We start from the raw sequence: 23441 nt of genomic DNA, 5'->3' as shown, positions 1-23441 counted from the left end.
CCCCGCAACCGGACCCACCCCGCCTTCGACAGATTTCCGCGATCTGTAGATCCACGCCATGCGTGGATGAATCTCTGTCAGATAGCGAAATCAATTGGGGTCAGATCCGTTTTCCATAAGGAAAACGGATCTGACCCCATGACCCCATGCCGCACCAGGATCAATCCAACCGTCACCGGGAAACTGTCGAAGGTGGGGCGGTGTCGGATTGCGGGGTGTCCGCGGCATGAATGCCGCGGCCAAGCCCCCATGGACGGGTTTACGGCGTCCCCGCAATCCGACACCGCCCCGCCAAGCCACAGACAACCCAGAGCCGCTTTGGCTTTCGCTTTGGCTTTGGCTGTAGACGTTGCCCTGGCTTGAAGCAGGTGCAGGGCGCAGCCCTGCCGACCCACCCTTCCCCTGCGCACGAAAACGATTTCACTGTTTTCAGCAAACCGTCATCCCTTCGCCACGCCAGTACCATATTGCGGAGCAGCATGCGCCCGCGCGCGACCCATGCTAAAAAACGCCCGCCCATCGCTTAGATCGATCCAAGAACGATGCTGCGATGGCCGGGAGTTGGGGGAGCAGCAACAGGACGTACCAGGCCACGCGCACGGTGCTACTGCCACTGCATGGCAATAGCGACAATGTCACTTCAAATTAGATCGATTCAAGTTGTCCGTGCCACGTCACCGGATCAATCCAGGAGAGAGGGAGAGATGGGAATGAAGCATTCAACACGTACGCATGGCCAGGACGCACTGGCGTTGGCCATCGCGCTGGCCTTGGCCGCCGCCGTCATTCCGGCTGGCGCCGCCGCGCAGCAGGCCGCTTCCACCGGCGCGCAGGACGCCACCAACCTGGACAGCGTCCAGGTCACCGGCTACCGCTACGCCATTGAAAAGAGCCTTGAGCAGAAGCGCGACGCCAACGCCGTGGTCGAAGTGATCACCGCCGAAGACGTCGGCAAGTTCCCCGACAAGAACGTGGCCGACGCACTGCAGCGCGTGCCCGGCGTGGTCATCACCCGCAGTGGCGGCGAAGGCAAGACCGTCAGCGTGCGTGGCCTGGCACCAGACCTGACCCTGACCCAGTTGAACGGCAACTACGTCGCCACGTCGGAAACCAACGACGAAGCGACCCGTTCGTTCAACTACACCCTGCTGCCGTCGAACATGCTGTCCAGCGCGGAGCTGTTCAAGTCGCCGGAAGCACGCATCGACGAAGGCGGCATCGGCGGCACGGTGATTCTGCACACCCGTCGTCCGCTCGACATGGAGTCCAACTCGGGCTTCGTCACGCTTGAGGGCACCTCCTCCGATACCCACCACGATATCGACCCGCAAGCCTCGGCCCTGTATTCGTGGCACAGCAAGGATGAGCGTTTCGGCGTGCTGATCGGCGTGACGCAGCAGAAGCGCACCACCCGTACCATGGAAGCCAGCACCGAGGACTACCAGTGGTATGGCGCCGGCAAGGCGCGCGATGCCTATGGCAACGTGCAGGCGCAGGATGGCATCCACTACTGGTGGGGCAAGTCCGGTTTCAACAACCAGACCGGCGGCAACTACAGCGATTTCTTCATGCCGACGTCGGTCAACTTCGCGGTGAAGGAAGAAAAGCGCGAGCGCAAAGGCGGCCAGCTGACCTTCCAGTTCAAGCCGGTCGACAACGTCACGATGACGGCCAACTACTTCCGCTTCGAACTGCAGGGTGATTACACCCAGAACATGCTGAAGATTCCGGAATGGAGCATGGCCCGCTTCAATGGCGATGGAAACTGGGCCGGTGGACGCCTGCTCAACGGCCTGGACTTCGATCCCAGCGGCAACACCGTTACCGGCGCCCAGTTCGAAAAGCTGGCGGGGAAAACCTACTACTGCAATGAAGACCAGGCCAAGGCTGCCGGCCTCAAGCCCGGTGGCTGGGGCCCGGACGACTGCACGGTTCCGACGCCGCAGCTGACCGGTGGCTACAGCAAGGAAAAGGCGCTGTCGCAGACCGCTGACCTGACCATCGACTGGGACATCAGCCCGCTGTGGAAGGCCTCGTTCACCGGCGGCCGCACCTGGTCCGAAGGTGGTCCGTCGATGAACTTCCGGATGTCGGCCAAGCCGCGCCGCAAGGTCGGCAACGATTACCTGTCGGGCAATCTGTACAGCGCCTGGGATCTGACCGGCACGCCTTCGGCCACCTTCTCGCCCGACCTGCAGCAGCAGCTGATGAACGGCATCGCCGAAGTCGACACCGGCTCGACCGATTCGTCGTGGAAGCGCACCGAGGTCAAGCAGAACTACTTCCAGGCCGACGTCACCAAGCTGTTTGAATCCGGCTGGCTGGACTCCATCCAGTTCGGTGCCAAGTACCGTGATGGCAAGGTCCACCGCAACACCGGCAACACCTACTGGGTGTGCCCGGGCCGTGACCCGGCCGACTATGACAACAGCCGCTACCAGAGCGGCTGCGATCCGACTGCCGGCGATGCGCAGCCTGGCTTCTTCCTGTCCAACCCGATCAGCAACATCGCGGGTGGCTTCAATGCCAACGTGTTCCCGGGCATCAACTACCCGGCCTACATCGACTACCTGAACAAGACCTACGGCGGTTCGCACAACCGTACCGAGGAAGACTTCGTCTACAACGTCAACGAGAAGATCTATTCGGGCTACTTCCAGGCCAACTTCCGCACCGAGCGTCTGCGCGGCAACGTTGGCGTGCGCGTGGTGCGCACCAAGCAGTTCGCGCAGTCCTCCGACTCGATCGAGAAGTTCAACGACTACTTCCTGGACAACGCGTCCGGCGCGCCGATGGCGTGTACCGATCCGGCCGCTGCAGCCTACCCGACCTACAGCTGCGAGAGCGGCTTCGTGCGCCTGCCGCACGACCTGGCGCAGAGCAAGACCTACAGCCTGATCGGCGTGGATCGCACGTACACCGACGTGCTGCCGAGTTTCAATATCGCCTGGGACATCACCGACACGCTGGTGCTGCGTGGCGCCGCATCGAAGGTGATCGCCCGCCCCGGCTACACCGACATCGCAGCACCGGGCGCACTGAGCTATTACAGCGAAGAGTACGTCAATGATCGCCGCGTTGCCGGTGGCGCTTCGACCGCAGGCTGGGTGGGCCAAGGCAGCAACAAGCAGCTGGAACCGTTCAAGGCCACCCAGTTCGACCTGGGCCTGGAGTGGTACTTCCAGCCGGGCGCAGTCGCCGGCGTCGGCCTGTTCCGCAAGAACGTGGACAACTTCACTTTGCCGGTGGTGCGCGACACGCCGATGGTCATCAACGGTGAAGCGGTGAACGTGCAGCGCTACGAGACCCAGGCCAATGGCCGCGATGGTGTGTCGCAGGGCGTCGAGCTGTATGGCCAGTACACCTTCGATTTCGGCTTCGGCGTGCAGGCCAACTACACCTACAACGACACCAACCTGGCTTCCATTGTTCTGGACGGGCAGGAAATCGGCTCCTCGCCGCTGGTCGGCAGCGCCAAGAACCAGGCCAACGTGACGGTCTTCTACGAGAACGAGAAGTTCCTCGCGCGCGCTTCGTTCAACCGTCGCGGCCAAGTGGTCGGCGGGCTCAACAATGGCCTCACCGTCTACACCGAACCGTATGACCAGCTGGATCTGAATGTTGCCTACAACCTGACCCCGGACTGGACCCTGACCGCCTCGGTGATCAACGCCACCAAGTCCGAGCAGCGCGTGCACCTGGGAAGCGACACCAAGGCACGCCTGATCTCCAATACCTATGCAGGCCGCCAGCTGTACTTCGGCGCTACCTGGAAGTTCTAAGGCAACACCGGGTTGCCCGGGCGCGCCCCGGTGCAACCCACGCCCCGCCCTGGCGGGGACGTTCCTCCACGGCAGCCGCGCTGGTACAGGCGGCTGCCGTTTTTTTTGCCGCCTTGCCTGTCGTTCAGCCCGGCACTTGACCCTGCCATCGTTGGAAGGTGCACACTGACTCGACCCCAAGAGCATCCAAGGAGCTACGGATGGAATTCCATGTTGAAGGCATGACCTGCGGCGGTTGCGCGCGCAGCGTGACCAAGGCGATCGAACTGGTCGATCCGCAGGCCAGCGTGCAGGCAGATCCGGCCAGCCGCCGAGTGCAGGTGCAGACCTCGGCCAGCGAAGCGCAGATCGTGGCGGCACTGACCGATGCCGGCTTCCCGCCGCGTACTGCCTGATCCCCTGTCCTGTCCCATACTGAAAAGCCCGCCGGGTACTACAGCACCCGGCGGGCTTTTTCATGCATGCGATATCGAGTCAATGCTTGTGCGTACGCCGCCGCACCGCACCAGTCTTCGCGGTATCAACCGGCACCGGCGTCTCATCGTCCTCACCCAGCCGCTGCAGGATCGGGCACTCAGGGCGCTCGTCTCCCGCACAACAGCTGATCAGCGACTTCAGCGTGTCGGCCATCTGCCGCATGTGCTCGATGCGCTGTTCCAGATCGGCGATGTGCTGTTCGGCCAGATGCTTCACGTCGGCACTGTGCCGCGAGGTGTCATTCCAGAGGCCCAGAAGATCGGTGATCTCGGCCACCTGGAAGCCGAGATCGCGCGCACGGCGGATGAAACGCAGGCGGTGGATGTCCGCCTGCGAATACGCCCGGTAGCCCGACTCGGTTCTATCAGCGGCGGGAATCAGGCCGATCTGTTCGTAGTAGCGGATCATTTTCGCCGACACGCTGGAGGCCTTGGCAGCTTCACCGATGTTCATGCGGATCTCCTTCAGTGGGTGGCAGCGGCGACATCCGCCATCGGCGGCTGGAAGCGGCGCAGTCGCAGCGCGTTGCCCAGCACGAACACGCTGGACAATGCCATCGCACCGGCCGCGAACACCGGCGACAGCAGCACGCCCCACACCGGGTACAGCACGCCGGCCGCTACCGGAATCAACGCGGTGTTGTAGGCGAACGCCCAGAACAGGTTCTGCCGGATGTTGCCCAGCGTCGCCTTGGACAGCGCGATGGCATTGGGCACGCCCTGCAGGTTGCCCGACATCAGCACCACGTCGGCCGATTCCACCGCGATATCGGTACCGGTTCCGATCGCCAGGCCGACATCGGCTTCGGCCAGTGCCGGCGCATCATTAATGCCATCGCCGACGAAGGCGACGTGGCCATGCGTGGCCTTCAGGCGGCGCACGGCCTCGACCTTGCCTTCCGGCAGCACCTCGGCCACCACCTCATCGATGCCCAGCTCGCGCGCGATCGCCTGCGCGGTACCAGCGTTGTCACCGGTGATCATCGCCACCTTCAGGCCAAGCTGGTGCAGTGCCGCGATCGCGGCCGGCGTGCTCGGCTTGATCGGATCGGATACCGCGATGATCGCGGCCAGGCGGCCGTCGATGGCGGCATACAGCGGCGACTTGCCCTGCGTTCCAAGCTGGGTGGCCAGCGCCGCGAACGGCGTGATATCCACCCTCAGGTCGCGCATGAAACGATCCGCCCCCACCTCCACGCGCGCGCCATCAACGCTGGCACGCACGCCCATGCCGGTAACCGATTCGAAATCGGCCATCGCCGGCAACGCGACGCCCTGCTCGGTAGCCGCATCCACGATGGCGCGGGCAATCGGATGCTCCGAGCGCGACTCCACTGCCGCCACCGCTGCCAGCACCGTGCCGTGATCAAAACCGTCGGCGATCTCCAGGTCGGTCAGGCGCGGGCGACCCTCGGTCAGCGTGCCGGTCTTGTCCACCGCCACCACCTGCGCATCCTTCAGCAGCTGCAGCGCTTCGCCCTTGCGGAACAGCACGCCCATTTCGGCGCCACGACCGGTCCCCACCATGATCGAGGTCGGCGTGGCCAGCCCCATCGCGCAGGGGCAGGCAATGATCAGCACCGCCACCGCATTGACCAGCGCGAAGCTCAGCGCCGGCGACGGGCCGAAGATCAGCCAGACTGCGAAGGTCGCCAGCGCGGCCAGCATCACCGCCGGCACGAACCACAGCGTGACCTTGTCAACCAACGCCTGGATCGGCAGCTTTGAGCCCTGCGCCTGTTCGACCATGCGGATGATCTGCGCCAGCAGGGTCTGCGCGCCCACCGCCGTGGCTCGTACCGTCAGTGCGCCCTTCTGGTTGACCGTACCGCCCACCACGCTGCTGCCCGGCTGCTTCTCAACCGGAATCGGCTCGCCGCTGATCATCGATTCGTCGATGTAGCTGCGGCCTTCAACCACCTCGCCATCGACCGGCACACGCTCGCCTGGCCGCACTTCCACCACGTCGCCGCTCTGCACTTCATTGACCGGGATATCGACGGTGCGGCCGTCACGGATCACGTGGGCGACCTTGGCCTGCAGGTTGACCAGACGCTTGATCGCCTCCGAGGTGCGGCCCTTGGCGCGCGCTTCGAGGAAGCGGCCGAGCAGGATCAGTGCGACGATTACCGCCGCCGCTTCGTAGTAGACGTTCACCGTGCCCGGCGGCAGCAGCCGCGGTGCAAAGGTCGCGACCACTGAATAGCCGAACGCCGCAGCGGTGCCCACCGCCACAAGCGAATTCATGTCCGGTGCAAGACGCAGCAGCGCCGGGAAGCCCTTCTGGTAGAAACGGCGACCGGGGATGGCCAGCACCAGGAGCGTCAGTGCGAACTGCAGGTACCAGCTGGCCTGCATGCCAATCGTGGCCATCACCCATTCGTGCATGCCGGGAATCAGGTGCGAGCCCATCTCCAGCACGAACACCGGCAATGCCAGCGCAGTTGCCACGATCAGGTCGCGCTTCAGTTCGGCACGCTCGGCATCCTTCTTTTCTACGGCCTCGTCATCGGACTCCACACCCGCCTCGATTACGCGTGCGTCATAGCCGGCCTTGTCGATGGCGGCGACCAGCGTCGCAGCATCCGACACGCCACGCACCGTGGCGCGCTCGGTGGCCAGGTTGACGCTGGCCTGGCTCACGCCTGACACCGCCAGCAGCGCGCGCTCCACGCGGCCCACGCAGGAGGCGCACGTCATGCCTTCCACGGCCAGTTCAACGGTGGCGGCAGGTACGTCGTAGCCCACCCGCTCCACCGCCTGGATCAGCGCGGCCCGATCGACCGGGCCCGACGGGCGGATATCCGCGCGCTCGGTGGCCAGATTGACCGAAACACTGCCCACACCTTCGACCTTGGACAGCGCGGCCTCGACCCGGCCGACACAGCTGGCGCAGGTCATGCCCTCGATGGGCAGGCTGATGGTGGCGGGGCTTGCGGGGGCTGCAATGGCGCGGGGCGTGCTCATGATCGGATTCCCGGGGTTCCTTCTGGATGCGGACAGGCTAAACCTTGCCATCGTGGGAAGGTCAAATCCAGCCGCCACGTCCAGCCGGTATCGCCGGGCCAGGCCCGGCGTACCGCCCGCAATCCGCCTCAGAAGGTGAACACGTACTCCAGCGCGAACTCGCGGCCCACTGCGCCGAGCAGGCGGGTCGGGGCGAAGTCATAGTCCAGCTTGTACGGATCCTTGTGGTTCCAGCTGGCCGAATTGAACACGTTGTTGACGTAGACGTTGACCTTGGCGCGTTCGGTCACCTGGTAGCCCATGTTGAAGTTCCAGGTGATGAACGGCCCGACCCGCCCGTAGTAGCGCGTGGTCTGCTGGCCGGCGTTCGGGTTCGGGTTGGGCGAGCCATCCGGACGTGTTGCCGGTTCCAGGCAGTTCAGCGACGGGCTGTCGCTGGGCACATAGCCATCAGCGAACGGCAGACAGCCACCCGGGTTGTTCAGGCGATCGGTGCCCCAGTGGTAGCGCACGCCCGGCACCGAACCGATGCGGTCGGCATAGACATTGGCGTTCCAGTTGCCGCGCTGCCAGGCCAGGCTCGCGCGCAGCTTGTTGCGCAGGTCGCGGTCACGACGCTCCGGGTTCGGGTCGTTGGCGTAGCGCTGTTCCTTGGTCGAGATCTGGTTGGTGTAGTTCAGGCCCAGCTGGAAGCTGCCCCACTGCGCGGTTTCCAGGCGATAGCGCGCGGTCAGGTCGATACCGCGCACTTCGCGGCTGGCCAGGTTGAACGGCCCGCGCTCGATCGATACCAGACGGCCGTTGCTGTCGCGGTTCACGCGGGCCAGGATGCCGGCGCAGTATTCGCCACCGGCCGGATTGGCCCACGGTGTACCGTCGATGTTCTTGCCGGTCAGGCAGCCGGCTTCGCTGGCCAGCACCTCGTCGGCGCCGACGTCGACGATCATGTCTTCCAGCTTGATCGCCCAGTAGTCGGCACTGACCGACAGATTGGGCATCACATCCCAGACGAAACCGACCGTCCACGAATCGCCGGTTTCCGAACGCAGCAGTGGCGTGCCGCGGCGGTTCACGTCGAAGGTGTACCAGACGTCGGTGTTGCCCACGCCGCAGTTGTTGACCAGGTAAGCGCCGCTCTGGATGCAGCGCAGGCGGTCATAGGTCTGCACTTCGGAGCTGCTCGGCTGGCCCAGCAGGTAGTGCATGTCCGGCGCATGGAAACTGGTGGCGTAGGAGCCACGCACCAGCAGCGACTCCACCGGGCGCCATTCCAGGCCGACGTTCCAGGTGGTTTCCTTCTGGCTGCCGATGTCCAGCGCTTCGCCGCTGTTGTCAGCCTTGTAGTTGCCATAGCGGTCATAGCGCGCGGCCGCAGTGGCGGTCACGCTCTCCAGCAGGGGGATCTTGAACTCGACGCCGGCCGAATAGCGGGTGCGCTCGCCGCCGCCGCGATCAACGTTCTGCAGGTCGAAGTCGATACCTGCACGCGGATCGGGGCTGAGGTGATAGCCCTGCTGCGCGACTTCGGCCACTGCCGCGAACGAAATCGGACCCGCCCACCCTTGGAACAGCTCGCCGGTGATGTCCGCCGAAGCCTGGTTGACCCACGATGACGCGCGGTTCCTCGCCACCGTGCCCATCTGCCAGTACTGGTCCGGCGTCAGCGGATTCCACCAGCGCGATTCGTTCAGTGCGTAGATCGCCTCGCCATCGGCGGTGGTGCCCAGCTTCGGACCCAGGAAGTAGTCATACGACTTCTGCTTGTCGACCACGTTCTGCCGTTCTTCAACGCGGTAGTAGGAACGCCCCACTGTGGCGCTCCAGTCGAAGCGGTCAGCGAGGCGGCCACGCAGGCCGGCGCTCCAGTCCCAGGACAGTTCGCGGTTGGTGTTGCGCAGCGTATCCAGGCCACCGACTTCATTTGGCGTGAACTGGCGCACGCCCAGGATCGGGCGGTTGCGGTTGGCATCCCAGTAGTAGCCGTTGTCGTCGTCGATCAGCGACACGCTCGGCGGATTGGTGCCCCAGATCGCTTCGGAGCGGTAGACGGCCAGGTTGGTCCAGGCCTGCAGGTCATTGCTGAAGTCGAGGGTGGCATACAGGTTGCCGGACACGTTCTCGGCACCGCCCGTAAGCAGCCAGTTCGCATAGTCCGCACGCATGCCGCACAGGCGGCCGGTGTTGGTGATGGTGTTGGCGGCGTAGTTGTAGACCAATCGATCCGCGGTGTAGTACTCGCCATCGAACTTCTCGCAGGTGCCGGTGGGCGGCGCCAGGCGCTGACCGGTGGTCGGATCGATCAGCGCCAGGCCGGCGGTGGGACGGAAGCCGACTTTGCGTTGTTCCATGTTCCAGGACGGATACGGTGCATCATCGGCGTCGTCCATCTGCGGGCGGTCACGGCCAAACAGCGGGTCGCGCTTGGTGTACTGCAGCGCGTAGGTCACGCTCCAGTTGTCGCCGGTCCTGCCGCCGGCCCAGGACAGATCCCACGTATCGCGGCCGCCTTCGGTGGAGGTACCGCCGCGCACGCGCACTTCGTCGCCGTCGTAGTTGGTCTTGAGGATGACGTTGACCACGCCGGCGATCGCATCGGAGCCATAGATGGCCGACGCGCCACCGGTCAGCACTTCGATGCGCTCCACCGCCGCGGCCGGAATGTTGCCGTAATTGGAGAAGTTGGTTTCACCGCCATACGGCAGCGGGTAGTCCGCCACACGACGGCCGTTGACCAGCAACAGCGAGCGGTTCGGGCCCATCCCGCGCAGGTTCAGGCCGCTGGCATTGGGCGTATGCGAGCCCCACTGCGAGGCGGCTTCAACAGTGCCGGTCGCTTCGGTGAGGGTCTTCAGCGCGTCGTACACGCTGACGAAGCCTTCCTTCTGGATCTGCGCGGCGGTGATCACATTGACCGGTGCCGGGCCTTCGACACTGGCGCGCTTGATGCGCGAGCCGGTGACGGTGACCGCATCGAGATCCTTGGTGGACGAGCTTGAGGCTTCCTGCGCATTGGCAGCCAGGGGAAGCAGGGCCAGGACCAGGGCCTGGGACAGCAGGTGACGGCGCTTGCGGACGATCTGAGCCATGGGTGGTTGCTCTTCGAAAGTGTGGACGCATGGACGGGTGGTGGTGCGGCACTACCGGTGATCCGGGCGCCTGGATCGGTTCAGGACCGTCGCAGCACCCTCCCCTGTGGATCGATCCAAACTAAAGCACAGCTGAATCACACCCGGCATGCGGCGACGCAGCAACAGCCCGCGGAATGCCGCTACCGGCTGCCGTCATCCCGAACAATCAAAGGGTTGCGAAACATCGCTGAGAGAACGGCACACACGTCAATGACACGATCGCGACAATCGCGCGCGGAACGGTTTTGTCCGTGATGCCGTGTACGGCCGACAGCGGGGCGTTGTAGATCCGGGCCCGCGCTCGGCTGCTGTTGTTCGCCGCGAAAAGCAGCCGAGCGTGGGCTCGGCTCTACAGAAGAGGCGGGCTACCTTGCGCCGTCCAGCGCCTGCCGCAGCGCGGCCACGGTCGCGGTGGCGGTCTGGCTCCAGTCCGGGTCCAGGCCGCGCAGGGCCGGGTTCTGGAACTGCATGGCCGAGCGGCGCAGGCCTTTTGCGGACGCGTGCAGTTCGGTACAGCCCGTCTGCCGCGCGACGGTTGCGATGTTGCCCGGGGCCAATCCGGCACCTGCCATCACCGTGATACGCCCGGCCGCCTGGGTGACCAGCGCCGCCAGCACATCGGCACCGGCCTCGGCGCTGACCTGGCCGCCGGAGGTCAGCACGCGCTGGCAGCCCAGCCCGATCACCTGCTCCAGCGCCACCGGCAGGTCGCGGGCAGCATCAAAGGCGCGGTGGAAGGTCACCTGCAACGGCCCGGCCGCCTGCATCAGTTCACGGCACAACGCCACGTCAACGCCGCCCTGCACGTCCAATGCACCAATCACCACGCCATCGCAGCCCAGCGCGCGGCACTGCGCGATGTCACGCAGCATCAGTTCGGTTTCCAACGCGTTGTAGTGGAAATCACCCGGGCGCGGGCGCACCAGTACGAACAGCGGAATCGACAGGCGTTCGCGGGCAATCGCGATGGTGGCAAACGACGGCGTGGTGCCACCCTCGGCCAGATTGTCGAACAGCTCGATGCGGTCGGCCCCGCCGGCCTGCGCCGCCAACGCCGAGGCCAGCGAGTTGCTGGCGATCTCCAGGGTCAGCCGCGTGCTCACGCCTGGGTGCTCGCATAGATCGACGGCGAATCGCGCAGGTCATCCTGGCGCTGCGCATCGCACACGGCGTAGACGAAGCCGCGATGCAACGCGTAGGCGCCCACCTCGCCCTGCTTGTTCATGGCCAGGAAGCACACCTGCAGGGTCTTGCTCGCCTCCGGCCGCTTGCGCACCACACGGTCGATTGCCTCGCGGCAGGCCTGTGCCGGCGAGCGCCCCTGGCGCATCAGCTCGACCACCAGGAACGAGGCGGCGTTGCGGATCATCTCCTCACCCACGCCCGAGGCGGTGGCCGCACCCACTTCGTTGTCGACATACAGGCCGGCACCGATGATCGGGCTGTCGCCCACGCGTCCGTGCAGTTTCCAGGCCATCCCACTGGTGGTGCAGGCACCGGCCAGATGGCCCTTGGCGTCCAGTGCCAGCATGCCGATGGTGTCGTGGTTGTCGCTGTTGCCGGGAATACCCCGGCGCTCGGCATTGATCTGCGGCTGGTACTTCTCGGTCTTCAGCCACTCGCGCCAGGCCGCCTCGGCCTGCGGCGTCAGCAGGTGCTTGCGCTCGAAACCCTGCTGCACCGCGAACTGCTGCGCGCCCTCGCCCACCAGCAAAACGTGCGGGCTGTTTTCCATCACTTTGCGGGCCACCGACACCGGATGCAGGATGTCGACCAGCGCGGCCACCGCACCACAACGGCCATCGCCATCCATGATGCTGGCATCCAGGCTCAGCACGCCATCGCGATCCGGGTTGCCGCAATGACCGACGGTGGGGTTGCACAGCTCGCTCTCGGCCCAGCGTGTGCCCGCTTCCACCGCATCCAGCGCGCTGCCGCCCTGCGCCAGCACCTTCCATGCGGCCTGGTTGGCCGGCACGCCGAAGTCCCAGGTCGAAACCACCTTGGCCCCACCCTGCGTGCGTGCCTGCACGCCCGGCAAAGCCGCCATGCCTGCGGCCAGTGCACCGGCCTGCAGGAACTGCCTGCGATCCACCATCTTCCCCTCCCAGTCTGCAATGCACGGCCGGCCCGATGCCGGTCGTGCCGATCAGTCGTGCGTGGGCTGTCGTGCGGCGTGCCAGACCGCTGCACCGAGTACGCCCAGCTGGCCGTGCTCCACGCGCCATACCGGCACCTGGCGCAGCACCTCGGTCAGCACGCCCTTGTTGAGGAAGCGCTCACGGAAGCGGCCATCGGCCAGGAAATCCTGCACGTGCGCGGCAATGCCTCCGGCCAGGTACACCGAGCGTGCACCGACGGCGATCGCTGCGTCGCCGGCCAGGCTGCCCAGCCAGGCGCAGAACACCTGCAGCGTCTCCACCGCCAGCGCGTCTTCACCGCTGCGGGCGGCACCGATCAGTGCTTCGGTACTGGTCCACACCGGGGTGACGCCGCGCAGCTCGCACAGGCACGGATACAGGTTCATCAGGCCACTACCGGACAGCACGCGCTCGTTGTCCACGTGCGCCCAGCGCTGCAGCAACTTGCCCAGCACCTGCAGTTCCAGCGCGTTGCCGGCGCCAAGCGCGGCGTGGCCGATCTCGCTGGCCAGCACCGGGCGCTCGCCATCGGCAAAGCGCAGTGCGGCGCCCAGGCCGGTGCCCGCGCCCAGCACCAGCGCCGGGAACGCCTGTGCCGGATCGGCGTCGCCGTTCAGTGGCATCAGGGTTTCCGGCTGCAGGTACGGGATGGCCAGCGCCACCGCTTCGAAATCATTGATCAGCTGCAGTTCGTGCAGCCCGGACTGCGCGCGGGTGGCCGACAGCGAGACCGTCCACGGCAGGTTGGAATTGATCAGTACATCGCCATCGAGCAGGCCGGCGATGGCCACAACCGCAGTCTGCACCGGCTGGCCAACGCCTGCGGTGAAATCGGCCAGGATCGCTGCCAGGCTGGGGTGCTCGGCGCAGGCGTAGGTGCGATGGCTGCCCAGCAGCGGCGCCTGGCCAGGTTGGGTTTCAGCCAGCGCAATGCGGGCGAAGGTGCCGCCGACATCGGCGACCACCAGACTGCGCGGAGGACCGCCGCGGGCGGAGTCGGAGGAAACCGGGGACGCTGCTGCGATGGTCACGCTGGCCTGCTTGGATCGATTGAATCGCCCCGATTCTCAGGCATCGGGGCGGCTTTGCCTAGCACGCCGATGATTCAGGTTGGCCTACATGCCTTCCTGTTCGGCCACCTGCACGCCATCCACCAGCACGCGCAGGCGCTGCGGGCGGAAGCCGGCGAACAGCAGCGGCCGGGTGCGTTCTACCAGCACTTCATGGCCAGCAATGTGGCGCAGCCACGACTGTACCAGCGAGAAGGAGAAGTGCGTGCCCGGATGCAGCGGATGCTGCACCCAGACCTTCTCGGTGGCGCTCTGCAGCAGCATCGCGCCGGTGAACCAGTGGCGGCTGAGGGTCACCGGCGTGGTGCCGGCCATGAAGCGGATATCCATGCGGGGTCCTTTCGCTGGGGCCGTGATGCGGAGGTCAGGGCTGGGCAGTCTGCAGGCTGTAGCGGGTGGTGGCGGTGAACACCGCACCGTCAGGCTGGGTGGAGCGTACTTCGACCTTGTGGCTGCCCACCGCCAGATCGGTCGGCAGCGCGCCACGCCACAGGTGCGGCGATGCGGTGGCCTCCGGCGAGCGGTCGTAGCCACGCAGGCTGTCAGCCAGATCGTCGGCCACGTTCTCCATCATCAGGCGCGGATCGGGCTGGCTGACCTGCTTCATCGGCTGCCAGGCGCCGCCATCGACGCGGTACTCGACCACGCTGGCATCCTCACCCATGTAGACGTTGGCATAGATGCCCCACGCCGGGTAGGCCCCCTGGCGCAGCACCTTCGGCGCATGCAGGCCGATCTGCTCGCTGGCCGACTTGCCCGCCACGCGGTACTGCAGTTTGTAGCTGCCATTGCCGGCCACGTCGAGCAATGCATAGCCCTTCGGCGTGCCATCGCTCATGGTGCTGTCCGGCACGCCGGCGGCATTCTTCACACCCGACCAGAACGCACCGCAGTTGGCACCCACGTTGTATTCGTGCAGCGGCTTGCCGCCGTTCCAGCCGTCGGCCTTGCCGTGGTAGACGTGCTGCTGGGTGTGGCTGTGGCCGCTGAGCACCAGCACGTTGCGGAAGTCCTTCAACAGGTCGAACAGGCGCTGACGGTCAGCATGGCGGAAGGTCTCGCGTCCCGGCGCGGCGTCGAACAGCGGGATGTGCATGCCCAGCACCAGCAGGCGGTCCTTGTGCAGGCCCTTCAGGTAGCTGGCGAGGAAGGCGAACTGGTCTTCGCGCAGTCCACCGACATACTTCGGCTTGGCCTTGGGGTCGTACACCACGTCATCGAGGAACACGAAACTGGCGCCCCCCTCTTCCACCGCGTAGGTGTCCGGGCCATAGATGTTGCGCCAACTGTCCAGCGAGTGCTCATCGCTGGCGGCATCGAAGTCGAGGTCGTGGTTGCCCGGCACATGGAACCACGGCACGCCAAGTCCGGTGGTGACCTTGTTGATCGCCGGATACAGGGTCAGGTCATCATTGACGATGTCACCCAGGGTGGTGCCCATGCGCGCCCTGGTCTGACCGACCAGCGGCGCCACGATCGACTGCTGGTAGTAGCCGATGTCCTTCAGGCTGGCGGTCTGCGAATCGGTGAACACCAGCATCTGGAAACCACGGCGGCTGTCATGGCGATCCGACTGCAGGGCGAAATCCCAGTTGCGGGTGACGTCGCTGGTGGCGGCGATACCGCCGTACTTCAGCGCCGGCGAGCCGTTCGGGCGGTAGTGGCGCCAGAACGAGGGCAGGCCATCGGCCGCCTTCGGGAACGAATACGCATCGGGCTTGATCACGAACACGGTCTGGCCATCGCGCACCGGCAGGCTGTAGCTGCCGTCGGCGGCGGTCTTGACGATGGCCTCGCCATTGGAGACCTGCACCCCGGCCAGGCCCGGATCGGTCGCGCCGCGCCCCGGCCGGCCGTCGCGCTCCAGATAGACCTTGCCGGTGACCACGGTGTCCGCGGCCCAGGCCGGCGAGGTCAGCAACAGGCAGCACAGCCACGCGGCAGGCAGTTTCATGGGAGAGATCCAGCAGAAAGAGACGCGGTATTGTAGAGCCGAGCCATGCTCGGCTGCATTGCAGGACGGTAGTGCCGGCCGCTGGCCGGCAACCCTCAGATGCCAGGCGAGCATGAGTTGCCGGCCAACGGCCGGCACTACCGCACCTCAACGATGGCGCATTTCCAGCACCGCCCGCGCATCCTCCAGCGACAGCCCGCGCGCGCGCAGCAGCACCAGCAGGTGGTACAGCAGGTCCGAAGCCTCGCCCAGCAGCGCCTCGTCATCCTGCGCCACCGCCGCCAAGGCGGTCTCCACGCCCTCCTCGCCCACCTTCTGCGCGATGCGGCGGATGCCGCCCTCGAACAGGCTGGTGGTGTAGCTGCCCGGTGGCCGCTGCGCCTCGCGCATCGCCACCAGCTGGCCCAGCCCGCCCAGGAAGTCCTTCGGCGCGCCATCGAAGCAGCTCTCCGCACCGGTGTGACAGGTCGGCCCGGCCGGGCGTGCCATCACCAGCAGCGTATCGGCATCGCAGTCCACGCTGATCGACTGCACCACCAGCACGTTGCCGGACTGCTCGCCCTTGGTCCACAGCCGCTGCTTGCTGCGGCTGAAGAAGGTCATGTGGCCGATGGCCAGCGTGGCCGCCAGCGATTCGGCGCTGACATAACCGAGCATCAGTACCTGCAGGGTATCGGCATCCTGCACCACCGCCGGCAGCAGGCCGTCGCCCTTGCCCCAGTCCAGCGCCTGCAATGCGTCCAATGACGGCCTGATTTCAATAGACATCCCGCACCTCGATCTGCTGTCCGCGCAGGTAGCGCTTCAATTCTGGAATGGCAATGGCACCGCTGTGGAACACACTGGCCGCCAGCGCGCCGTCGACGTCGGCCTGGTCGAAGGCTTCGGCAAAGTGCTCCATCGCGCCGGCACCGCCAGAGGCGATCAACGGTACCTGGCACAGTGCCCGCGCCTGTTGCAGTTGCACGACATCGTAGCCACGGCGCACGCCATCGCTGTCCATGCAGTTCAGCACAATCTCACCGGCGCCCCGCCGTTGCGCCTCGACAATCCAGTCCAGGGTGCGCAGTGGCACCGCCTGGGTCTTGTCCGGGTCCCCGCTGAAGCGGCGCACCCGCCACTGTCCATCGGTCTCGCGTACCGAGTCGACACCGACCACCACGCATTGCACGCCGAACTCGTCGGCCAGTTCAGTGATCAGTTCCGGACGGCCCAACGCCGGCGAGTTGATCGACACCTTGTCGGCACCGGCGAACAGCACGCGACGCGCGGTTTCCACGCTGTCGATGCCACCGGCCACGCAGAACGGAATGTCGATCAGCCGCGCGATGCGCTCGATCCAGGCCACGTCCACTGAACGCGCCTCGGGGCTGGCGCCGATGTCATAGAACACCAGCTCGTCGGCGCCCTGGTCACGGTAGCGCTGCGCCAGCTCGGCAATATCGCCCATGTCGACGTGGTCGCGGAAACGCACGCCCTTGACCACGCGGCCATCGCGCACGTCCAGGCACGGAATGATGCGCCGGCTCAACATGCCAGTGCCTCCGCCAGGTCCATGCGCTGCTCCAGCAGCGCCTTGCCAAGGATCGCGCCACCGCAGCCTGCACGTCGCGCTTCGGCAACGTCGGCCACGTCACGGATGCCGCCGGAAGCCTGCACCGCCACGCCCGGCAGCAGCGCCGACAGGTGCTGGTAGAGGCTGATGTTGGGCCCGGCCAGCATGCCGTCGCGGGCGATGTCGGTGCACAGCAGGTGGCGCATGCCGGCGCGTGCGTAGCGCTGAGCCAGAACGTCCAGGGTCACCCCGGCGTTCTCGGTCCAGCCGTGCACCGGCAGCTGCCACTGGCCCTGTGCATCCTGGCGGGCGTCAAGCGCAATGGTGATGCGTTCGGCGCCGAACTCCTCCAGCCAGCCCACCACCTCATCGGGACGGCGCACGGCCAGCGAGCCGACCACTACGCGACCGGCGCCGGCATCGAGGATGCGCGCCACGTCGTCGCGACCGCGCACGCCACCGCCGGTCTGCACCTGCAGCGGCGTCTGCGCACGGATCGACGCGAGCAGCGGCGCAAGGGTGTAGCCACCGGCACGCGCAGCGTCCAGGTCGACCAGATGCATCCACTGCGCGCCCTGCGCAGCAAAGGCCTGCGCGCGCGGCAGGGCGTCGTCGCCATACGAGGTTTCCTGCGCGTAGTCGCCCTGGCGCAGCCGCACCACGCGGCCATCCCGGATATCCAGCGCGGGGTAAACGATGAAACTCATGCAGCCGTGCCCTCGAGGAAGTTGCGCAGCATCAGCGAGCCGGTCTCGCCGGAGCGCTCGGGGTGGAACTGTGCGCCGTAGTAACGCCCCTGCTCCACCACGGCAGTGAACAGGCCACCGTGGTCGCAGGCAGCGACAGTGTGGGTATTGAGTGGTGCCGCATAGCTGTGCACGAAGTAGGCGCTGGCGCGCTCCGGCACACCGCGCAGCAGCAGCGATTCGCGCAGCGGCAGCAGCCGGTTCCAGCCCATGTGCGGCACGCGGATGCCGCAGGCCGGCACCAGCTTGCGCACCACGCCGGGAATCAGCCCCAGTGTCTCCACACCCGCTTCCTCGGAGCGTTCGAACAGCAGCTGCATGCCGAGGCAGATACCCATCAGCGGCACCTCCAGTCGCTGCAGCGATTCCACCAGGCCCTGCGCGTGCAGGCGCTGCATGCCGGGACCGGCGGCGCCGACACCGGGCAGGATCACCCGCTGCGCGCCGATCAGGCCGTCCGCATCGCGCACCAGCCGCACCGTCGCACCCAGACGCTCCAATGCATAGCGCACCGAGCCCAGGTTGGCACCGCCGGCATCGATCAGCGCGACGTCGCTCACAACGCCCCCTTGGTGGAAGGCAGCGCGGTGCCCTGCCGGGCCAACGCCGGACGCAGCGCACGCGCCAGCGCCTTGAAGCAGGCCTCGACCTTGTGGTGATCGTTGTCGCCGCGCACCTGCAGGTTGAGGTTCAGGCCACTGGCGTCGCACAGCGAGCGGAAGAAGTGCGGCACCAGCTCGGTCGGCATATCGCCCACGCGCTCACGCTTGAACTCACCTTCGAACACGAAGTACGGCCGGCCGCTGAAATCCAGTGCGGCGCTGGCCAGCGTCTCGTCCATCGGCAGGGTGAAGCCGTAGCGGCCAATGCCGCGCTTGTCGCCCAGCGCCTCGCGCAGCGCCTGGCCCAATGCGAGCCCGGTGTCCTCGATGGTGTGGTGCTCGTCGATGTGCAGGTCACCCTCGGTCTGGATGTCCAGCGCGAAGCCACCATGCTTGCCGATCTGCTCCAGCATGTGGTCGAAGAACGGCAGTCCGGTGGAGATGCGCGCATCGCCCACACGATCCAGATCGAGTTCTACGCGGATCTTCGTTTCTTTCGTATTGCGCTGGACCACGGCGGTACGCGGCGCGTCGGCCAGCGCGTGGGCAATGCCCGCCCAGTCCCACTCGCCACCAAACTGTTCGGTGCGCAGCTGGAAACCACGGATATTGAGGTTGTCGGCGAACTGCAGGTCGGTGATGCGGTCACCCACCATGCCCGAACGCGCCCAGTCGATGCTGCGGTCCTGCAGGTAGGCGGTCATCAGGCCGATGCCCGGCTTGCGGGTCGGCGCATTGTCCTGCGGCCAGCTGCAATCGATCAGCACGTCACGGAAGGTAATGCCCTGGCTCTCGAAAATCTGCAGCATCAGCTCGTTGGGACCGTCGAAGCTGGCACGTGGGTAGCTGTCGCTGCCCAGGCCATCCTGGTTGGTGACGATCACGAACTGGTAACCGGCATCCTGCAGCTTCAGCAGCGCCGGGATCACCTGCGGCACGAAGCGCAGTTTCTCGTAGGCGTCGATCTGGAAATCGGACGGCTCCTCGATGAGGGTGCCGTCGCGGTCGATGAACAGGATCGGGGTCATGCTGCGGCCCTCCGCGCCGACAGGGCCGCAAGCACGCGGTCATTCTCTTCTGGGCTGCCGATGCTGATGCGCAGCGCATCACCCAACTGCGGCGCGGCGCGCTGGTCCCGCACCACCACGCCCGCAGCCAGCAGCGTATCGAACGCGGCCTGGGCATCGGAGAAGCGGACCAGCAGGTAGTTGCCGGCCGAGGCATACACCCGGCACACGCCGGGCAGGCCGGCCAGGGCTGCACGCAGGCGCTCGCGCTCGGCGATCACCGTGGTCACGCGCTCGGCGGTGCGTGCCAGCGCGGCCGGCTGCAGTGCCTGCACGGCCAGTTCCGCGCACGGCGTCGGCACCGGGTACGGCGCCTGGCAGCGACGCAGCAGGGCAATCAGCTCCGGGGCAGCGATCAGCGTGCCAATGCGGGCGGCCGCGAGCGCGTGCGCCTTCGACAGCGTGCGCAGCACCGCCAGATTGGCGTGCGCGACCAGCAACGTGGTCGCCGACGGCCGTTGTGCATACTCGACATAGGCCTCGTCCACCACGACCAGCGCCTGCCCGCGCAGCGCAACCGCCACGCGCTCGACCTCATCCAGGGCGATGTCACTGCCGGCCGGGTTCGACGGCGCACACAGGAACACCAGCTTGGCACCCTGCGCCTTGGCCGCGTCGATCACCGCATCCAGATCGGTGCGCAGTCCATCCTCGCCGTCCACCAGCGGCACTTCGATCAGCGGGGCGCCCTGCAACCGCGCACACACGGCGTACATGCCGAACACCGGCGGCGTGACCAGCACGTCATCACGACCGGGCACGCACAGCGCGCGCACCAGCAGATCGATCGCCTCGTCACTGCCCCGCCCGACCAGCAGCTGCTGCGGCTGCACGCCATACAGTGCGGCCAGGCCTTCACGCAGCGCCAGCGGTTGCGGTTCGGGATAGCGCCGGCTGCTGCCATCAGCATCGGCCGGATTGGCCCAGGCCGACTCATTGGCGTTCAACCAGACCTCGCCCTGCATCGCCGCGCTGCGCGCCGAGCTGTAGCCAGCGAACGCCTGCAGATCCGGGCGCACCAGTGCCAGCACGTCATCAATGGCGGCGCTCATGCGGCGGCCTCCATGCGCAGGGCAACCGCACGTTCGTGCGCGTCCAGGCCTTCAGCGCTGGCGATGATGCGTGCGCAGCCGCCGATTGCGGCCAGGCCGGCGGCGCTGGCGCTCTGCACGCTGATCAGGTTCTGGAAGCTGGCCACGCTCACGCCGCTGTAGGCACGTGCGGCACCCGCGGTGGGCAGCACGTGGTTGGTGCCGCTGCAGTAGTCGCCCAGTGCTTCGGGGGTGAAGTCCCCCAGGAACACCGAGCCGGCCGCCTGCACCTGGTCCAGCCAGTCGCGCGGCTGGCGCAGCGCCAGGATCAGGTGCTCGGGCGCATAGCGGTTACTGATCGCAAAGGCTTCATCCAGCAAATCGACCTGGATCAACCGCGAAGCCGACAATGCCTGGCGCGCGATCTGCTGGCGCGGCAGCAGGGCCACCTGGCGCTCCACTTCGGCCTCGACCGCCGCCAGCATCGCGGCATCGTCGGTCAGCAGAAGGACCTGCGAATCCGGGCCATGCTCGGCCTGCGACAGCAGATCGGCAGCCACGAACGCCGGATTGGCACCCGCATCGGCGATCACCAGCACTTCCGACGGGCCGGCCGGCATGTCGATGGCGGCGGCGCCGTCCTGTGCGACCTGCTGCTTGGCTTCGGTGACGAAGCTGTTGCCGGGCCCGAACAGCTTGTCGCAGGCCGGGATGGTGGCGGTGCCATAGGCCATCGCGGCAATCGCCTGCGCGCCGCCCAGCTTGAACACGCGCTGCACGCCGGTCAGGCGCGCGGCCACCAGCACCGCCGGATCGGCAGTCCCGTCGGCGCGCGGCGGCGTGCACAGCACCACCTGCGGGCAACCAGCTAGTTGCGCCGGCACGCCCAGCATCAACGCGGTGGACGGCAACGGCGCACTGCCTGCCGGTACGTACAGGCCGACCCGGCCGATCGGCCGCAGCATGCGTTCGCAGACCACGCCCGGTGCGGTCTCCACGGCATAGCCCTTGCCCATGCCAGCCTCATGGAAGCGCGTGATGCGCTCGGCAGCTTCGACCATCGCCTGGCGCAGTTCGGCCGGCACCGCCGCTTCGGCGGCCGCGAAATCGTTTTCGGATACTTCAAAGGAGACCAGCTCGACACCGTCGAAACGTGCGGTGATCGCACGCAGCGCGTCGTCACCCTGTTCGCGTACTTCTGCAATCAGCGTGGCCACCGCGTCACGGGTCTGCTGCGCCACGGTCTGCACCGGGCGGGTCAATGCCGCGCTACGCGCGGCCTCATCAAGTCGGGACCAGATCAGACGGTTCATGCCAGCGATCGCTCCACGCTCAACACCATCAGGCCCTGCGCGCCAGCGCGCTCCAGTTCTTCCATGCGCTGCCAGCTCAACGGGCCGGGGCACATGGTCTGCAGGCGCAGCGCACCGCCATCGGCCGGCAGCCGCACCAGCGGCTCGGCATCGGCCAGCAGCTGTGCCAGCGCATCCACGCGGTCTTCGCTGGCGCGGAACATCAGCAGCTTGCGGTCCTGGCGCTGCACCACGCCGTCGAGACGGCGCAGCAGCATCGCCCGCAGCGACGCGCGTGCGTCATCCGGCACCCGCACCGCGCCCGCCAGCACCGCCTCGCTGTCGAGCAGGTTGTGCACCGGGGTCAACTGGTTGGCGCGCAGCGTGGCGCCGCTGGAGACCAGGTCGCAGATCAGGTCTGCGGTACCGAGGCGTGGCGCGATCTCCACCGAACCGGACAGCTCGACCACCTGTGCATCCACGCTCTGCTCGGCCAACCACTGCTTGAGGATGGCCGGGTAGCTGGTGGCGATGCGGGTGCCGGCCAGCTGCGCCGGACCCTGCCACTGCCATTCCTCGGGCACCGCCAGCATCAGCCGGCACTGGCCGAAGCCCAGCCCGCGCAGCGCCTGGTAGGCATCAGGCAGGCCGATCTGACGGCGGGCCGCGGCCTGTTCGTCCAGCTCATTGCGGCCGACGATGCCGAGGTCGCAGACGCCGTCGGCGATCAGGCCGGGGATGTCGTCGTCGCGCACCAGCAGCAGGTCCACCGGCAGCGATTCGCCGTAGCAGAACAGCTTGTCGCGGCTCTCGCGCCAGCTCAGGCCGCAGGCACTGAGCAGGTTGCGGGCGGGTTCGGCCAGCCGGCCACTCTTCTGGATGGCGATACGCAACCGGTCTCGTGCCGGCGCTGCCTGGGTTGCACTCATGGGGGAGGTCTCGAAGTTCGGAACGGGGCGCGGATCAGCGCGAAGCAAGGCGGTCGATGGCGGCGGCATAGCCTCGATGGCCATGCTCAAGCGTTCGCGCCACCCGTCCGGTGGTGGTCACGCTGACGCCGGTGCGCTCGTGGATCTCGCGGTAAGGCACGCCCTGCTGCAGCAGCGGCACCACTTTCCAGCGGTCGGCCATGGCCTCCAGCTCGGCCGGGGTGCACAGGTCGCGCAGGAAGGCCTCCACCTGCTCCGGCTCGCGCAAGGCGGCAAAGGCCCGGGCCAGGGTTTCCAGGTCGGCCTTCGGGTCTTTGGCGGCAATCTCGGGGCGGGCTTTCACGGGGTCGTTTCCATGCATCAATGTAATAGCGCGTTAGTACATTAGCGCATTCTTGCGCAGTGCGTCAAATCGTGGATTGGGTTGGGGTACGGCAGGGCTGCGCCCTGCACCCGCAGAGGCAACGTCTACGTCAAAAGAAAGGCATCCCAAGGGTTGGCGGGGCAGGTCCGGTCGAGGGGGACGCTGCAACTACCCCTCCGGGGCCCGGCCCAGCCGCTGGCGGCTGTGCGTTCGGGCGCTTGCGAAGCAGTGCTTCGCAAGCAAAGCGCCCTCACCCATGTAGCTCGGTCGCCGCTTGCTCGTGTGCGCTGTTCTGCGCACACGGCAAGACCGGGGCTGGGCATCCCGCCCAACCCGC

The 23441-nt window shown here is 66.7% G+C and carries 19 protein-coding genes; 2 read left to right on the top strand and 17 right to left on the bottom strand.

Features of this window, described 5'->3' with window-relative positions; translation table 11 throughout:
- Positions 1–704 precede the first annotated feature (704 nt).
- On the top strand, positions 705–3782 hold the full coding sequence (locus N5D45_RS11025; RefSeq protein WP_279938920.1) for a TonB-dependent receptor: 3078 nt from the start codon (positions 705–707) through the stop codon (positions 3780–3782).
- 200 nt (positions 3783–3982) lie between these two features.
- Positions 3983–4177 carry a heavy-metal-associated domain-containing protein gene (locus N5D45_RS11020; protein ID WP_021204511.1) on the top strand — a complete coding sequence of 65 codons (195 nt, stop codon included), beginning with the start codon at positions 3983–3985 and terminating at the stop codon, positions 4175–4177.
- Positions 4178–4256: 79 nt separating this feature from the next.
- On the opposite strand, the gene cueR is transcribed toward N5D45_RS11020, so the two are convergent.
- The 17 genes from cueR to N5D45_RS10935 all read right to left on the bottom strand — a co-directional run bounded on the left by cueR (position 4257) and on the right by N5D45_RS10935 (position 23083).
- Positions 4257–4712, bottom strand: coding sequence for a Cu(I)-responsive transcriptional regulator (gene cueR, locus N5D45_RS11015; protein WP_279938919.1), 456 nt, complete (start codon positions 4710–4712; stop codon positions 4257–4259).
- Between the two features lie 11 nt (positions 4713–4723).
- Positions 4724–7225: a heavy metal translocating P-type ATPase gene (locus tag N5D45_RS11010; RefSeq protein ID WP_279938918.1), complete on the bottom strand. Its 2502-nt coding sequence runs from the start codon at positions 7223–7225 to the stop codon at positions 4724–4726.
- 128 nt (positions 7226–7353) lie between these two features.
- Positions 7354–10311, bottom strand: a complete 2958-nt coding sequence (locus N5D45_RS11005) for a TonB-dependent receptor (RefSeq protein WP_279938917.1) — start codon at positions 10309–10311, stop codon at positions 7354–7356.
- A gap of 407 nt (positions 10312–10718) precedes the next feature.
- Positions 10719–11456 (bottom strand): copper homeostasis protein CutC, encoded by a 738-nt coding sequence (locus N5D45_RS11000; protein WP_057504284.1) that lies wholly within the window; start codon positions 11454–11456, stop codon positions 10719–10721.
- The gene (locus N5D45_RS10995; protein ID WP_057504283.1) at positions 11453–12451 is read right to left on the bottom strand and encodes a N(4)-(beta-N-acetylglucosaminyl)-L-asparaginase; all 999 of its coding nucleotides are present in this window, start codon (positions 12449–12451) and stop codon (positions 11453–11455) included. Before N5D45_RS10995 ends, N5D45_RS11000 begins: the two co-directional genes overlap by 4 nt.
- A 51-nt stretch (positions 12452–12502) precedes the next feature.
- Positions 12503–13525: a glucokinase gene (locus tag N5D45_RS10990; protein WP_057504282.1), complete on the bottom strand. Its 1023-nt coding sequence runs from the start codon at positions 13523–13525 to the stop codon at positions 12503–12505.
- 84 nt (positions 13526–13609) lie between these two features.
- On the bottom strand, positions 13610–13894 hold the full coding sequence (locus N5D45_RS10985; RefSeq protein WP_005409434.1) for a hypothetical protein: 285 nt from the start codon (positions 13892–13894) through the stop codon (positions 13610–13612).
- A gap of 34 nt (positions 13895–13928) precedes the next feature.
- A complete protein-coding gene (locus N5D45_RS10980; protein WP_057504281.1) occupies positions 13929–15518 on the bottom strand; it encodes a calcineurin-like phosphoesterase family protein in 1590 nt (529 codons plus the stop codon).
- Between the two features lie 147 nt (positions 15519–15665).
- Entirely contained in the window at positions 15666–16286 is a 621-nt protein-coding gene (hisIE, locus tag N5D45_RS10975; RefSeq protein ID WP_279938915.1) for a bifunctional phosphoribosyl-AMP cyclohydrolase/phosphoribosyl-ATP diphosphatase HisIE, read from the bottom strand.
- Positions 16276–17052: an imidazole glycerol phosphate synthase subunit HisF gene (gene hisF, locus N5D45_RS10970; protein ID WP_012480036.1), complete on the bottom strand. Its 777-nt coding sequence runs from the start codon at positions 17050–17052 to the stop codon at positions 16276–16278. The genes hisIE and hisF overlap by 11 nt, the downstream gene beginning before the upstream one ends.
- Positions 17046–17780 carry a 1-(5-phosphoribosyl)-5-[(5-phosphoribosylamino)methylideneamino]imidazole-4-carboxamide isomerase gene (gene hisA / locus N5D45_RS10965; RefSeq protein WP_099560671.1) on the bottom strand — a complete coding sequence of 245 codons (735 nt, stop codon included), beginning with the start codon at positions 17778–17780 and terminating at the stop codon, positions 17046–17048. The genes hisF and hisA overlap by 7 nt, the downstream gene beginning before the upstream one ends.
- Positions 17777–18379 (bottom strand): imidazole glycerol phosphate synthase subunit HisH, encoded by a 603-nt coding sequence (gene hisH, locus N5D45_RS10960; RefSeq protein WP_012480034.1) that lies wholly within the window; start codon positions 18377–18379, stop codon positions 17777–17779. Before hisH ends, hisA begins: the two co-directional genes overlap by 4 nt.
- Positions 18376–19449, bottom strand: coding sequence for a bifunctional histidinol-phosphatase/imidazoleglycerol-phosphate dehydratase HisB (hisB, locus tag N5D45_RS10955; RefSeq protein WP_279938912.1), 1074 nt, complete (start codon positions 19447–19449; stop codon positions 18376–18378). Before hisB ends, hisH begins: the two co-directional genes overlap by 4 nt.
- Positions 19446–20540, bottom strand: coding sequence for a histidinol-phosphate transaminase (gene hisC / locus N5D45_RS10950; protein ID WP_279938911.1), 1095 nt, complete (start codon positions 20538–20540; stop codon positions 19446–19448). Before hisC ends, hisB begins: the two co-directional genes overlap by 4 nt.
- On the bottom strand, positions 20537–21832 hold the full coding sequence (hisD, locus tag N5D45_RS10945) for a histidinol dehydrogenase (protein WP_279938909.1): 1296 nt from the start codon (positions 21830–21832) through the stop codon (positions 20537–20539). Before hisD ends, hisC begins: the two co-directional genes overlap by 4 nt.
- Positions 21829–22740 (bottom strand): ATP phosphoribosyltransferase, encoded by a 912-nt coding sequence (gene hisG, locus N5D45_RS10940; protein WP_107232405.1) that lies wholly within the window; start codon positions 22738–22740, stop codon positions 21829–21831. Before hisG ends, hisD begins: the two co-directional genes overlap by 4 nt.
- A 34-nt stretch (positions 22741–22774) precedes the next feature.
- Positions 22775–23083 (bottom strand): YerC/YecD family TrpR-related protein, encoded by a 309-nt coding sequence (locus N5D45_RS10935; RefSeq protein ID WP_150359777.1) that lies wholly within the window; start codon positions 23081–23083, stop codon positions 22775–22777.
- Between the last annotated feature and the right edge of the window lie 358 nt (positions 23084–23441).

The organism is Stenotrophomonas sp. GD03819 (assembly GCF_029841665.1).
Lineage (GTDB): Bacteria > Pseudomonadota > Gammaproteobacteria > Xanthomonadales > Xanthomonadaceae > Stenotrophomonas > Stenotrophomonas geniculata.
Note: the sequence above shows the minus strand (reverse complement) of the source record. Positions and strands in the feature narration are given on the sequence as shown.

Excerpts from the sequence above, each read along its gene's own strand:
- hisD (WP_279938909.1), bottom strand. The coding sequence starts at position 21,832 with ATGAACCGTCTGATCTGGTCCCGACTTGATGAGGCCGCGCGTAGCGCG.
- hisG (WP_107232405.1), bottom strand. The coding sequence starts at position 22,740 with ATGAGTGCAACCCAGGCAGCGCCGGCACGAGACCGGTTGCGTATCGCC.
- N5D45_RS11020 (WP_021204511.1), top strand. The coding sequence starts at position 3,983 with ATGGAATTCCATGTTGAAGGCATGACCTGCGGCGGTTGCGCGCGCAGC.
- hisC (WP_279938911.1), bottom strand. The coding sequence starts at position 20,540 with ATGAGCGCCGCCATTGATGACGTGCTGGCACTGGTGCGCCCGGATCTG.
- N5D45_RS11010 (WP_279938918.1), bottom strand. The coding sequence starts at position 7,225 with ATGAGCACGCCCCGCGCCATTGCAGCCCCCGCAAGCCCCGCCACCATC.
- N5D45_RS10995 (WP_057504283.1), bottom strand. The coding sequence starts at position 12,451 with ATGGTGGATCGCAGGCAGTTCCTGCAGGCCGGTGCACTGGCCGCAGGC.
- N5D45_RS11025 (WP_279938920.1), top strand. The coding sequence starts at position 705 with ATGGGAATGAAGCATTCAACACGTACGCATGGCCAGGACGCACTGGCG.
- hisA (WP_099560671.1), bottom strand. The coding sequence starts at position 17,780 with ATGAGTTTCATCGTTTACCCCGCGCTGGATATCCGGGATGGCCGCGTG.
- hisIE (WP_279938915.1), bottom strand. The coding sequence starts at position 16,286 with ATGTCTATTGAAATCAGGCCGTCATTGGACGCATTGCAGGCGCTGGAC.
- hisF (WP_012480036.1), bottom strand. The coding sequence starts at position 17,052 with ATGTTGAGCCGGCGCATCATTCCGTGCCTGGACGTGCGCGATGGCCGC.
- cueR (WP_279938919.1), bottom strand. The coding sequence starts at position 4,712 with ATGAACATCGGTGAAGCTGCCAAGGCCTCCAGCGTGTCGGCGAAAATG.
- N5D45_RS10985 (WP_005409434.1), bottom strand. The coding sequence starts at position 13,894 with ATGGATATCCGCTTCATGGCCGGCACCACGCCGGTGACCCTCAGCCGC.
- hisB (WP_279938912.1), bottom strand. The coding sequence starts at position 19,449 with ATGACCCCGATCCTGTTCATCGACCGCGACGGCACCCTCATCGAGGAG.
- N5D45_RS10980 (WP_057504281.1), bottom strand. The coding sequence starts at position 15,518 with ATGAAACTGCCTGCCGCGTGGCTGTGCTGCCTGTTGCTGACCTCGCCG.
- N5D45_RS11005 (WP_279938917.1), bottom strand. The coding sequence starts at position 10,311 with ATGGCTCAGATCGTCCGCAAGCGCCGTCACCTGCTGTCCCAGGCCCTG.